Genomic DNA, 11,524 nt, shown 5'->3' on the forward strand with positions numbered 1-11,524 from the left:
GCCGCATCGAAACCGGAATCGCGTCCGGCTTCACGAAGGAAAGGTCACGCATGGACGACATGGACTGGGCGCTGCTGCGGGAGCTCCAGGCCGACGCCCGGCTCTCGTTCAGCGAGCTGTCCCGGCGGGTGCACCTGTCGCCGCCGGCGGTGGCCGAGCGGGTCCGCCGGCTGGAGGAGTCCGGCGTGATCACCGGCTACCACGCGCACGTCGACCTGACCCGGGCCGGCCGCAGCGTGGTCGCGCTGATCCGGATGTCCTGCTACGGCCCGCGCTGCATCCTGCACGACCCCGAGGTGGCGGGCTGGCCGGAGATCCTGGAGATCCACCGGATCACCGGGGACGCGTGCAGCATGCTCAAGGTGGCGGCCGGGTCGATCGACGAGTTCGAGGGGGTCATCGACCGCCTCGCCCCGTACGGCCAGCCGTCCAGCACGATGGTCCTCTCCACCCCGCTGGAGTGGCACCCGGTCACCCCGCTGCCGCCCGCCGGCGCCACCTCGCCCACCCGCCGCCGCTGAGGCGCGGCCCGGGCGCCGCGGGTTTGCCTGGGGGCCAGGGGGAATGCAGGCGGCACTGCCCGATAGCAGGATTCCGGTGCGCCGCACCGGAAGGGGGGAATCATGCGAGGGCTTCTGTCACAACGCGCCCTGTCGGCCGTGCTGACCGTACTCGGCCTGGTCGCGGCGTTCGTCCTGATCACCGGTTCGCCGGCCCGGGCTGGCGAGAACACCTTCGTCGAGGTCACACCGAATCCCGCGCAGGCCGGTACCCGGGTGAACATCCGGGCCGGTTGCGACAACGCCAACAACCGGCAGGCCGAGGTGAACTCGGACGCCTTCGGGCGGGTGATGCTCCGTCCGAACAACGGCTTCCTCACCGGGGCGGTCACCATCCCGGGCAACAAGCAGCCCGGTGACTTCCCGGTCGACCTGCGCTGTTCCAACGGCAACACCGCGTCGACGATGCTGACCGTGCTCAACATGGCCCAGCCGAGCAAGGGCCCGGCCACCGGCGGTGGCGGCACCGCGGGCGGCCAGGGCACCGGCTCGCTGCTGCTGGTCGGCGGGCTGGTCGCGGTGGCCGTGGCGGCCGGGGTCGGCGCCCGTCGCAGGACCGGTTCCCGCGTCTGACGAGGTGCGGCCATGGCCCGCCCACGTAGCCGAGCCGTCCCACGCCCGCAGGACCGGGACGACGCCGGCAGCACCCGGATCCACGGCGACGGGCGCACCACGCGGATCCCAGCCGCTGCCCGCACCACCCGGATCCAGGGCGACGGGCGCACCACGCGGATCCCAGGCGACGGCCGCACCACGCGGAGCCGAGGCGGCGGCACCATGCCGAAACCCGGGGACGGCCGCACCACGCCGCACGGCGGCGACGGCCGGACCCGACGCGGCCCGGCCCACTGTCGGGCCGGCGGCGGATTCGGGAGTGGGCTGCGGCTGGTGGTCCGAGCGTCCCGCCGGTTCGCCCGCTTGGCTGGCGCTGCCTCCACGGCGAGCGTGACCACCGCCGACCCGGAGGGCCGTCCGTTGCCGACCCGGCCCGGCGGGGCCGGCCGCTGGCGGTACGCCGCCCGGAACGGGCCCGGCGCCCCGGTGTTGGTGATCGGCACCCTGATGGTGCTGATCGTGGCGATGCTCGGCGTCGAGCGGGTGACCGGTGTCAGTGTGCTGCCCGAGCGGCTCTTCGCCGGGCTGCGACCGCCGCCGAAGGACTTCCCGGTGCTGCCGGGCAGCCCGCCGACCGACATCGCGATCCAGAAGCTCGACCTGCGGGCGCCGGTGCACCCGGTCGGCATCGCCCCCGACGGCAGCATCGCCGTACCGGATGTCGGGCGGTCCGGCGAGGCCGGCTGGTACGACCAGGGGCCGACCCCCGGGCAGTACGGCCCGGCGGTGATCGTCGGGCACGTCGACACCACCACCGGGCCGGCGGTCTTCCACGGCCTGAAGAGCCTGGACGACGGCGACCGGGTCGAGGTGACCCGGGCGGACCGGTCGGTGGCCGTCTTCGAGGTCACCGGGGTGCAGCGGTACGGCAAGGACCGGCTGCCGGTGGACGAGGTCTTCGGCGACTTCAGCCGCCCCAACCTGCGCCTGATCACCTGCGGCGGCCGCTGGGTGGGCGGCGAGACCGGGTACGCCGACAACCTGGTGGTCTACGCGTCCCTGGTCAAGGCGCGCGGCCCGTGACCGGGCGTCAGGCCGCCGCCTCCGGCTCGCGCAGGTCGAGCCAGTCCGCCCAGCGCGGGTCGGGCGCCCGGTGGCCGAGCACCCGCCAGGCCGTCCCCTTCGGGGCCGCCGGCAGGCTGTGCAGCCGCCAGCCCAACTCGGCCGGGGTCTTGTCGCCCTTGGTGTGGTTGCAGCGCGCGCAGGCGGCGACCACGTTCTCCCAGGCGTGCCGGCCGCCCCGGCTGCGCGGGAAGACGTGGTCGATGGTCTCCGCCGGCCCCCGGCAGTAGGCGCACCGCCAGCCGTCCCGGGCGAAGATCGCCCGGCGGGAGAGCCCGACGTGGGTCCGGTACGGCACCCGGACGAAGCGGGTCAGCCGGACCACCGAGGGCACCGGGAGCGCGTTGCGGGCGCTGTGCAGGACGCCGTCGCCGTCGGCGACACAAACGGCCTTGGCCGACAGCACGAGGATCGCGGCTCGACGCACCGACACGACACACAGCGGCTCGTAGGTGGCGTTGAGGACCAACGCGCCGGAGCCCGCCGTGGGTCGTATGTCAGGCATCGTGCTCACCCTCCCGGTCCAGCTGCTCCCGCCGCTGTCGCGCCGGCGCCCGCCCCGCGGGCAGCGGGGAGCCGCACCGGCGCCGGCCGGATCACCGACGTCCGTTGCGCCAATAGTCCCTGATCGGAACCCGGATTGCACGTACTAATCCCGGGCACCCACGGTGCACCTTCCGTGGCCGGTGCCAAGATGACCGGTTCCGCCCGGGTTGATCGCCCACGCCGACCGCGGCCCGCGCCACGGTCACCGTCCGGAGGGTCGGCAGCGGCCGCACAGCAGGCTTGCGGTACGAAGACAGGGTGAGTGCCGAGAGTCTGATGTTCCTCGCCGAGACCATCCTGCCCAGCCCCGGCGCGACGCCGAGCCCGGAGTGCCTGCAGGAGGGGCTCTGCGAGACCGTCTGGAGGGTCACCGATTCGGTGTGGTTCGCCGAGGGCAGCTACTGGATCGTCTTGAAGCCGATCCGGATCATTCTGATCCTGCTGCTCGCCGTCGTCGCCCGCTGGGCGGTGCACCGCACGATCAACCGGCTGGTGCGGACCACCACCGAGGGCGCCGTGCCCACCATGCTCCGGCCGCTGCGGGAACGGATCCCCAGCGCCACCCTCGACCCCGAGCAGTTCGTGCCGGAGCGGCGGCGGCAGCGGGCCGAGGCGATCGGCTCGGTGCTGCGCAGCCTGGTCACCGCCTTCATCTTCGGCATCGCGCTGCTGATGGTGCTCAAGGAGTTCAGCTTCGACCTGGCGCCCCTGCTGGCCAGCGCGGGCATCGCCGGCGTGGCGCTCGGCTTCGGCGCGCAGAGCCTGGTCAAGGACCTGATCGCCGGCCTGTTCATGCTGATCGAGGACCAGTACGGCGTCGGTGACACCGTCGACCTGGGCGAGGCGACCGGGGTGGTGGAGGCGGTCGGCCTGCGGGTCACCACCGTGCGGGACGGGCGGGGGGTGCTCTGGTACATCCGCAACGGCGAGATCGTCCGGGTCGGCAACAAGAGCCAGGGCTGGGCGCTGGTCGTGGTCGACCTGCCGATCGGCTTCGCCGGCACGGAGCAGGCGACCGCGGTGCTGCGGACGGCGGCCGCCTCGATGGCGATGGACCCCGAACTGTCGCCGCAGATCGTGGAGGAGCCCGAGGTGCTCGGCGTCGAGCAGATGACGGTGGACGGCGCGGTGATCCGCACCGTGGTCAAGACGACCGCGGACGGGCAGTTCGCGGTCGGCCGGGAGTTGCGCCGCCGGCTCGCCGAGGCGCTGGAGAACTCCGGCATCACCGCCCGGATCGCCGCCGCCCGGCTCTACCCGGCCATGCCGGCCGCGGTGCCGGATCGGGGGGAGACGGGCCGGGGAGAGACCGGTAGGGGCGGCCCGAGCTGAGGCCGACCGGGCCTTCTCGACGGTCCGGACGAGCCGGGGGTCGCGGACCGCGCGGCCCCTCGGGTATCGTCCGTTCGTTCAGTCGGAGATGCGACGATCAATCCGTTCACCCTAGCCAGTTGTCAGACGATCGGGCAGAATCCGGTGCAACACGCTCCCAAGGGGGCGTGCTCGTGTCCTCGCTGATCCGTAGATCTGACGACGGTTCCCGGGCAGGTCATCACGAGTGGCCAATCTTGGGGAACGATGGAGGCGACGGTGTCCGACGAGCGACCCGCCCGGGAGGGCCCAGCCACCTTCCGTGAAGTGTTCGCCCAGGTCGAATACCGGGCCGTGTTCACGGCCAGCGCGCTGTCCTGGATCGGCGACTACATCGCCAAGGCCGCGGTCACCGTCCTGGTCTACCGGGAGACCCAGTCGGTGGCGCTCTCCGCCGCCGCCTTCGCGGTGAGCTACCTGCCCTGGCTGGTCGGCGGTCCGCTGCTCGCCACGCTCGCCGAACGGCACCGCTACCGGCAGGTCATGGTGACCTGCGACCTGGTCCGGATGGCGTTGATGGTGCTGGTGGCCATTCCCGGCAACCCGCCGTGGCTGATCCTCGCCCTGCTCTTCGGGACCACCCTGGCCAACCCGCCGAGTCAGGCCGCCCGGTCCGCCCTCATGCCGCTGATCCTCACCGGCGACCGTGTGGTGGTGGGCCTCTCGATCAACGCCAGCACCGGTCAGGCCGCCCAGGTGGTCGGGTACCTGCTCGGCGCGGCTATCGCCACGGTCAATCCGACCGCCGCGCTGCTGATCAACGCGGCCACCTTCGGCGCCTCGGCCCTCCTGGTCCGGTTCGGCCTCCGGGACCGGCCGCCCGCGATGACCGCCGCGCACCGCAGCCACCTGCTCCGGGAGACCGCGCAGGGCTTCCAGATCGTCTTCGGCCGACCGGTACTGCGGGCCATCGCCGTACTGGTGTTCAGCGCGATGCTCTTCTCCATCGTGCCGGAGGGCCTCGCCGCGGCCTGGGCCGCCGACCGGGCCGGCGGCGAACTCGACACGGGCGTCGCGCAGGCCGTCATCATGGCCGCCAACCCGGTGGGCTTCATCCTCGGCGGGCTGCTGGTCGGCCGGGCCTTCTCCCCCGCCCGCCGCCTCACGCTGATGCGGCCGCTGGCGGTCCTCGCCCCGGCGGCACTGGTCCCGGCGCTGCTCGACCCGCCGCCGGCGGTGGTGGCGGTCCTCGCCGCCGCCTGCGGCTTCGCCGTCGCCGGCCTGCTGCCGGTGGCCAACGGGCTCTTCGTGCGGGCCCTGCCTGACGGCTACCGCGCCCGGGCCTTCGGGGTGATGGCCAGCGGGATCCAGATCATCCAGGGCGTCGCGGTGCTGACCACCGGGTTGCTCGCCGAGCGGTTCCCCATCCCGGCGGTGGTGGGCACGTGGAGCGCCGCCGGCGTGGTGCTGATGCTCGCGGCGGCGCTGGCGTGGCCGAGCCGGGAGGCGGTGGACGCCGCCGTCGAGGCCGCCGGCCGGCCGGACGCCCCCGGGACGGTCCCGCACGCGCGGCGGCCACCGACGCCGGCGCAGGCGACCGGGACGGTCGGCGACGGCCGGGCGAGCGGGGTCGGCGCAGTCTCCCGGTGACCTGAGCCACCCGCCCGCCGGGCGACGGGCCCCGCCGTCCCGCCACGGCACCTGGCAGGATGGAACGGTGACTTCCGCAGGCGAATCCGACCGGCCCGGCACCTCGATGACCCTCTTCGAGGCGGTCGGCGGCGAACCCACCTTCCGCAAGCTGGTGGACGAGTTCTATGCCGGCGTCGCGACCGACCCCCTGCTGCGGCCGATGTACCCGGAGGAGGACCTCGGCCCCGCCGCCGACCGGTTCGCCCTCTTCCTGATGCAGTACTGGGGCGGCCCGAAGACGTACTCGGCGCAGCGCGGCCACCCGCGGCTGCGGATGCGGCACGCGCCGTTCCGGATCGGCGCGGCGGAGCGGGACGCCTGGCTGCACCACATGCGGCGCGCTGTCGACCGGCTGGACCTGCCGCCGGAGATGGCGGGTGCGCTCTGGGACTACCTGGAGCGGGCCGCGTACTTCATGGTCAACGTGCCCGAGGACCCGGCCGGCGAGGCCTGACGGCGGACGACCGCGCGGCACAGCCGGGGCCGGTGGCCCCGGCCGGCGCGGTCAGAGCAGGGCGCCCTCGTCGTGCAGCCAGTCCACGAAGGTGGTGGCGACCGCCGCGCCGCAGTCGAGCATCTCGACCAGCAGCGCGTCGTGCGTCCCGGCGCCGAGCGGCACCTGCAGCTCGGCGTAGATCGGCAGCTGACCGCGCTCGGTCGGGTCGCCGATGTACGCCTTGCAGAACCGGCGGGTGTGGTTCCACTCGTTGACCACCCGGTAGGCCCGGTCCGCCCAGTCCGGCGGCACGGTCGCGTGTGGACGGGCCCGCATCACCAGGATCTCGTCCTCCGGCCCCTCCAGGGTCACCAGCACCGCGTGCCGTTCCCACATGGCCAGCAGGTTGCCGTCGCCGTCGGCCAGGTAACGCACGTCGAGCAGGTCGAGCGCGTCGCAGACCCGCTTGAGGGTGACCGGGGCGATCGTCGCCGGCATCTCCGCGACCGCCGGTCGTTCGGCGGCCGGGGCGTCGTCCCCCGGCTGTCGGGGGGCCGGTGGTCCGACCCGGACGGTGTCATCCACTGTGATCCCGCTTCGAGTTTCCGGATCGCCGCCACCGGCGGGACCTGGGCGCCATGACCACCACGGCATCGCTCGCGCACCTCACTCCCCAGCGGATCCAGTCGCCTACGGTGCGTTGGATCCGAGGATGGACGGTACCCGGACAGCCGGGTTGAGGCATCCCCCCAACGGCCGCCCCAGCCCGGAAGAATGACCCCTGGTCATCCGTTCGGATGAGCGGCTCTCGGCGTCAAGCTGAGCCCGGCAACCTTCGGCGACCATGCCGCTCCGTACGGTCCGACCAGTCCGACCCAACGGCCTGCGAGGCGTACCTGCACGTCGCCCGGGCCGAGGAAGCCCATCCGGACCAGCCCCTGCACCAACCGCTGCGGCACCTCGACCTGGGTGCCCGGGGAGTCGTCGGGGGTGACCACCACCGCGACGTGGTCGAGCAGGGCGTCCCGCAGCGCCCGCTGACCGACCGCGCGGCCACCCACGCCGTGGGTGGCCGCCTCGCGCAGGGCCCCGGCCGCCGCCGTGGCGATCCGGCGCAGCTCCTCGGCCGGCAGCGCCTCCACCGGCCGGCTGGCCGCCGGGGGCAGCGGCCACCGCCACTGGTCGTCCCGGCGGCGCGGCAGCGCCCCGCCGCCGGCCTCCAGCTCGGCCAGCAGCTCGGCCGCCGCGACGGTGACGTCGCCGGGGGCGACCCCACCGACGGTGCGGACCACGAGCACACCCCACGGCAGCCGGGCCCAGAGGGCGGTCCGACCCGTGCCGGGCACCGGGCGGAGCCGGACCACGGTGGCCGGGTCCAGCCGGACCAGCCGGGCCAGGAAGGCGCCCGCGTCGGCCACGCCCTCCAGCCCGTGCCCGCCGGTCTCGACCGGCCCCGTCATGCGGCTCCCGCCGCGGGCGCGTAGCGGAGCAGGAAGGCCCGCTCCTCCGGGCTGATCCGCCGGGGCCGCTGTGCGGCCAGGTCGAACGGGACGAGCACCGAGCGGGCCCGGCTGGCCAGCACGTCGCCGTCGTACAGCTCGTAGGCGACGGTGAACGAGGCGGCCCGGATCTCGGAGATCCACAGCTCGATCCGCACGCTCGGGGCCGCCTCCGCGGTGGCCCGGCCGAGCGCGTAGTCGACCGGGCGCAGGTAGTCGACCTCGTGCCGACGGATGACCACCCCGTCGGCGAACGAGCCCACGCCCCACGCCCGGCCGCCGGCGAACATCAACGCCACCCGCGCCTCCTCGTACAGCGTGAGGAAGCGCGAGTTGTTGACGTGGCCGTACGCGTCGAGATCGGACCACCGCAGCGCGCAGTGGTAGACGAACCGGTCAGTCACGGGTGAGCTTGCGGTAGGTCACCCGGTGCGGACGAGCGGCCTCGGCGCCGAGCCGGTCGATCTTGTTCTTCTCGTACGCGTCGAAGTTGCCCTCGAACCAGAACCACTTGGCCGGGTTCTGGTCGTCGCCCTCCCAGGCCAGGATGTGCGTGGCGACCCGGTCCAGGAACATCCGGTCGTGGGAGATGACCACGGCGCAGCCGGGGAACTCCAGCAGCGCGTTCTCCAGGCTGGAGAGGGTCTCCACGTCCAGGTCGTTGGTCGGCTCGTCGAGCAGGATGACGTTGCCGCCGATCTTCAGGGTCAGCGCCAGGTTGAGCCGGTTGCGCTCGCCGCCGGAGAGCACCTTGGTCGGCTTCTGCTGGTCCGGCCCCTTGAACCCGAACGCGGCGATGTACGCCCGCGACGGCATCTCGACCTTGCCCACCATGAGGTGGTCCAGCCCGTCGGAGACCGTCTCCCAGACCGTCTTGTCACCGGCCAGGCCGGCCCGGCTCTGGTCGACGTACGACAGCGAGACGGTGTCGCCGACCCGGACCGTGCCGTCGGTGGGCTGCTCCAGCCCGACGATGGTCTTGAACAGGGTCGTCTTGCCGACGCCGTTCGGGCCGATCACGCCGACGATGCCGTTGCGCGGCAGCGAGAAGCTGAGGTCGTCGATCAGCACCCGGTCGCCGAAGGCCTTGGTCAGGTCGCGCGCCTCGATGACCGTGCTGCCCAGCCGCGGACCCGGCGGGATCTGGATCTCCTCGAAGTCCAGCTTGCGGGTCTTCTCCGCCTCGGTGGCCATCTCCTCGTACCGGTCGAGCCGGGCCTTGGACTTGGTCTGGCGGGCCTTGGCGTTGGAGCGGACCCACTCCAGCTCCTCGGTGAGCCGCTTCTTCATCTTGGCGTCGCGGCGGCCCTCGACCGACAGCCGGGCCGCCTTCTTCTCCAGGTAGGTGGAGTAGTTGCCCTCGTACGGGTAGGTGCGGCCGCGGTCCAGCTCGAGGATCCAGTTGGCCACGTTGTCGAGGAAGTACCGGTCGTGGGTGATCGCCATGACGGTGCCGGCGTACTTGGCCAGGTGCTGCTCCAGCCAGGAGACGCTCTCCGCGTCCAGGTGGTTGGTGGGCTCGTCGAGCAGCAGCAGGTCGGGCGCCTCCAGCAGCAGCTTGCAGAGCGCGACCCGGCGGCGCTCACCACCGGAGAGCTGGGTGACGTCGGCGTCCGGCGGCGGGCAGCGCAGGGCGTCCATGGCCAGCTCGAGCTTGGAGTCGATGTCCCAGGCGTCGGCGTGGTCCAGCTCCTCCTGGAGCTTGCCCATCTCCTCCATCAGCTCGTCGGAGTAGTCGGTGGCCATCTGCTCGGCGATGGAGTTGAACCGCTCCAGCTTGGCCTTGGTCTCCGCGACCGCCTCCTCGATGTTGCCGAGGACGGTCTTGGTGTCGTTGAGCGGCGGCTCCTGGGCGAGCATGCCGACGGTGTAGCCGGGCATGAGCCGGGCCTCGCCGTTGCTCGGCTGGTCCGAGCCTGCCATGATCTTGAGAAGGCTGGACTTACCGGCGCCGTTCGGACCGACCACACCGATCTTGGCCCCCGGCAGGAAGTTCAGCGTCACGTTGTCGAGCACGACCTTGTCGCCGTGCGCCTTGCGCGCCTTTTCCAGGACGTAGATGAACTGGGCCACGGTGCGGGCTACCTCCGTCGGTTGCTGTCGGCTGATGGGCGGCGCGGGCGCGGGCTGCGACCTCCGCCCGCCGCCGCCGGCCGGGGGCCGGCCGCGCGCACGCCGACGTCAATCCTGACAGGTACGGCCCGCTTCGCCCACATCACCCCGCCAGGGGAGTACGCCGTGCCCCGTCCGGTCCAGCCGATGTCGACAAGATCACGGACCGGGTTGAGCCCGCGTGGGACGGGTAGGGAACTCCGGCACGGGGCATCAGAGGCCGCAGCTACGCTCAGTACGCTCATCGCGGTGGACCCGTCAGCACCCGGAGGTGGCCGATCGTGACCGTCCGTAGCTCCTTTGTCGTAGTGGCGAACCGACTGCCGGTCGACGAGGTGAGCACACCCGAGGGACGGCAGTGGCGACGAAGTCCGGGTGGGCTGGTCACCGCGCTGCACCCCGTGCTCGCCGAACACCAGGGCACGTGGGTCGGCTGGGCCGGCGGCACCGGCGCCGCGCCCGAGCCGTTCGACCTGGAGGGGATCCGGCTGCACCCGGTGCCGCTGAGCGCCGAGGAGTTGGAGCGCTACTACGAGGGCCAGTCCAACGCGACGATCTGGCCGCTCTACCACGACGCGGTGGAGACCCCCGCCTACAAGCGCCGGTGGCGCGAGGCGTACCGACTGGTCAACGCCCGGTTCGCGGAGGCCGCGGCGGACGTGGCGGCCGAGGGCGCGACGGTCTGGGTGCAGGACTACCAGCTGCAACTGGTCCCGGCGATGCTCCGCGAGCTGCGGCCGGACCTGAAGATCGGCTTCTTCCTGCACATCCCGTTCCCGCCGATCGAGCTGTTCATGCAGATGCCGTTCCGGACCGAGATCCTGCGCGGCCTGCTCGGCGCCGACCTGGTCGGCTTCCAGCAGCGGCTGGCCGCGCAGAACTTCGTCCGGCTGGCCCGGCACCTGCTCGGCCTGCGCTACGAAGGGCAGATGATCCAGGTCGACGGCCGGCAGGTGAAGGCCGGCGCCTTCCCGATCTCCATCGACACCCGGGAGATGGAGCGGCTGGCCGAGGATCCGGCGATCCAGGCCCGGGCCAAGCAGATCCGCGAGGAGCTGGGCAACCCGAAGACGATCATCCTGGGGGTCGACCGGCTCGACTACACCAAGGGCATCGAGCTCCGGCTGAAGGCCTTCCGTGAACTCCTGGCTGACGGAAAATTGACAGTCCCGGACGCGGTTATGGTGCAGGTCGCCACCCCGAGCCGGGAGCGGGTGGAGCACTACCAGGCACTTCGCGTCAAGGTGGAACGCGAAGTTGGTCGGATTAATGGCGAATTCGGACGGGTCGGGGTGCCGGCGGTGCACTATTTGCATCAGTCGTACAGTCGCTCCGAACTGGCCGCGATGTACGTCGCGGCAGACGTGATGATGGTGACCCCGCTGCGAGACGGAATGAATCTGGTGGCCAAGGAGTACGTCGCATCGCGCGCCGACCAGGGCGGCGCGCTCGTGCTCAGTGAATTCGCCGGCGCCGCCACCGAGCTGCGCCAGGCCTTCCTCTGCAACCCGCACGACCCCGACGCGGTCAAGGACGCGCTGCTGCGCGCCGTGCACGTCGAGAAACCCGAGGCCCGACGCCGGATCCGGGTGATGCAACGCCACCTGCGCACCCACGACGTGGGGCACTGGGCCAAATCCTTCCTGACCGAACTCGGCGTGCCCGATACGGAGGCCGCGTGAACGCCCCCG

At 72.5% G+C, this 11,524-nt stretch carries 12 protein-coding genes; 7 read left to right on the forward strand and 5 right to left on the reverse strand.

Annotated elements, in window-relative coordinates:
- Positions 1-50: 50 nt before the first annotated feature.
- From ACFOYX_RS09845 to ACFOYX_RS09855, 3 genes are all read left to right on the forward strand, one after another.
- Positions 51-521 carry an Lrp/AsnC family transcriptional regulator gene (locus ACFOYX_RS09845; protein ID WP_109800907.1) on the forward strand — a complete coding sequence of 157 codons (471 nt, stop codon included), beginning with the start codon at positions 51-53 and terminating at the stop codon, positions 519-521.
- A gap of 102 nt (positions 522-623) precedes the next feature.
- Positions 624-1,133, forward strand: coding sequence for a hypothetical protein (locus ACFOYX_RS09850; protein WP_109800908.1), 510 nt, complete (start codon positions 624-626; stop codon positions 1,131-1,133).
- A gap of 204 nt (positions 1,134-1,337) precedes the next feature.
- Positions 1,338-2,198, forward strand: coding sequence for a class F sortase (locus ACFOYX_RS09855; RefSeq protein WP_377533902.1), 861 nt, complete (start codon positions 1,338-1,340; stop codon positions 2,196-2,198).
- Between the two features lie 7 nt (positions 2,199-2,205).
- Here the strand turns inward: ACFOYX_RS09855 and ACFOYX_RS09860 are convergent, their stop codons facing one another.
- A complete protein-coding gene (locus tag ACFOYX_RS09860) occupies positions 2,206-2,742 on the reverse strand; it encodes an HNH endonuclease (RefSeq protein ID WP_089015966.1) in 537 nt (178 codons plus the stop codon).
- Positions 2,743-3,059: 317 nt separating this feature from the next.
- Between ACFOYX_RS09860 and ACFOYX_RS09865 the strand changes: the two genes are divergently transcribed.
- From ACFOYX_RS09865 to ACFOYX_RS09875, 3 genes are all read left to right on the forward strand, one after another.
- Positions 3,060-4,115 (forward strand): mechanosensitive ion channel family protein, encoded by a 1,056-nt coding sequence (locus ACFOYX_RS09865; RefSeq protein ID WP_322441594.1) that lies wholly within the window; start codon positions 3,060-3,062, stop codon positions 4,113-4,115.
- 246 nt (positions 4,116-4,361) lie between these two features.
- The gene (locus ACFOYX_RS09870) at positions 4,362-5,744 is read left to right on the forward strand and encodes an MFS transporter (protein ID WP_322441532.1); all 1,383 of its coding nucleotides are present in this window, start codon (positions 4,362-4,364) and stop codon (positions 5,742-5,744) included.
- Positions 5,745-5,850: 106 nt separating this feature from the next.
- Positions 5,851-6,240, forward strand: coding sequence for a globin (locus ACFOYX_RS09875; protein ID WP_322441595.1), 390 nt, complete (start codon positions 5,851-5,853; stop codon positions 6,238-6,240).
- Positions 6,241-6,291: 51 nt separating this feature from the next.
- Here the strand turns inward: ACFOYX_RS09875 and ACFOYX_RS09880 are convergent, their stop codons facing one another.
- The 4 genes from ACFOYX_RS09880 to ettA all read right to left on the reverse strand — a co-directional run bounded on the left by ACFOYX_RS09880 (position 6,292) and on the right by ettA (position 9,794).
- Positions 6,292-6,876, reverse strand: a complete 585-nt coding sequence (locus ACFOYX_RS09880; RefSeq protein WP_109800911.1) for a YbjN domain-containing protein — start codon at positions 6,874-6,876, stop codon at positions 6,292-6,294.
- Between the two features lie 131 nt (positions 6,877-7,007).
- Positions 7,008-7,682 (reverse strand): hypothetical protein, encoded by a 675-nt coding sequence (locus tag ACFOYX_RS09885; RefSeq protein WP_322441533.1) that lies wholly within the window; start codon positions 7,680-7,682, stop codon positions 7,008-7,010.
- Positions 7,679-8,125 (reverse strand): thioesterase family protein, encoded by a 447-nt coding sequence (locus tag ACFOYX_RS09890; RefSeq protein ID WP_109800913.1) that lies wholly within the window; start codon positions 8,123-8,125, stop codon positions 7,679-7,681. The genes ACFOYX_RS09885 and ACFOYX_RS09890 overlap by 4 nt, the downstream gene beginning before the upstream one ends.
- Complete coding sequence (ettA, locus tag ACFOYX_RS09895) at positions 8,118-9,794, reverse strand: energy-dependent translational throttle protein EttA (RefSeq protein WP_109800914.1); 1,677 nt, start codon at positions 9,792-9,794, stop codon at positions 8,118-8,120. Before ettA ends, ACFOYX_RS09890 begins: the two co-directional genes overlap by 8 nt.
- Positions 9,795-10,114: 320 nt before the next feature.
- Between ettA and ACFOYX_RS09900 the strand changes: the two genes are divergently transcribed.
- Entirely contained in the window at positions 10,115-11,515 is a 1,401-nt protein-coding gene (locus ACFOYX_RS09900; RefSeq protein ID WP_109800915.1) for a trehalose-6-phosphate synthase, read from the forward strand.
- The last annotated feature ends 9 nt before the right edge of the window (positions 11,516-11,524 follow it).

The sequence above is a fragment of the Micromonospora sp. GCM10011541 genome (genome assembly GCF_042650725.1).
Taxonomy (GTDB): Bacteria; Actinomycetota; Actinomycetes; order Mycobacteriales; family Micromonosporaceae; genus Micromonospora; species Micromonospora sicca.

Excerpts from the sequence above, each read along its gene's own strand:
- ACFOYX_RS09845 (WP_109800907.1), top strand. The coding sequence starts at position 51 with ATGGACGACATGGACTGGGCGCTGCTGCGGGAGCTCCAGGCCGACGCC.
- ACFOYX_RS09880 (WP_109800911.1), bottom strand. The coding sequence starts at position 6,876 with ATGCCGTGGTGGTCATGGCGCCCAGGTCCCGCCGGTGGCGGCGATCCG.
- ACFOYX_RS09865 (WP_322441594.1), top strand. The coding sequence starts at position 3,060 with ATGTTCCTCGCCGAGACCATCCTGCCCAGCCCCGGCGCGACGCCGAGC.
- ACFOYX_RS09860 (WP_089015966.1), bottom strand. The coding sequence starts at position 2,742 with ATGCCTGACATACGACCCACGGCGGGCTCCGGCGCGTTGGTCCTCAAC.
- ACFOYX_RS09870 (WP_322441532.1), top strand. The coding sequence starts at position 4,362 with ATGGAGGCGACGGTGTCCGACGAGCGACCCGCCCGGGAGGGCCCAGCC.
- ACFOYX_RS09850 (WP_109800908.1), top strand. The coding sequence starts at position 624 with ATGCGAGGGCTTCTGTCACAACGCGCCCTGTCGGCCGTGCTGACCGTA.
- ACFOYX_RS09855 (WP_377533902.1), top strand. The coding sequence starts at position 1,338 with ATGCCGAAACCCGGGGACGGCCGCACCACGCCGCACGGCGGCGACGGC.
- ACFOYX_RS09885 (WP_322441533.1), bottom strand. The coding sequence starts at position 7,682 with ATGACGGGGCCGGTCGAGACCGGCGGGCACGGGCTGGAGGGCGTGGCC.
- ACFOYX_RS09875 (WP_322441595.1), top strand. The coding sequence starts at position 5,851 with ATGACCCTCTTCGAGGCGGTCGGCGGCGAACCCACCTTCCGCAAGCTG.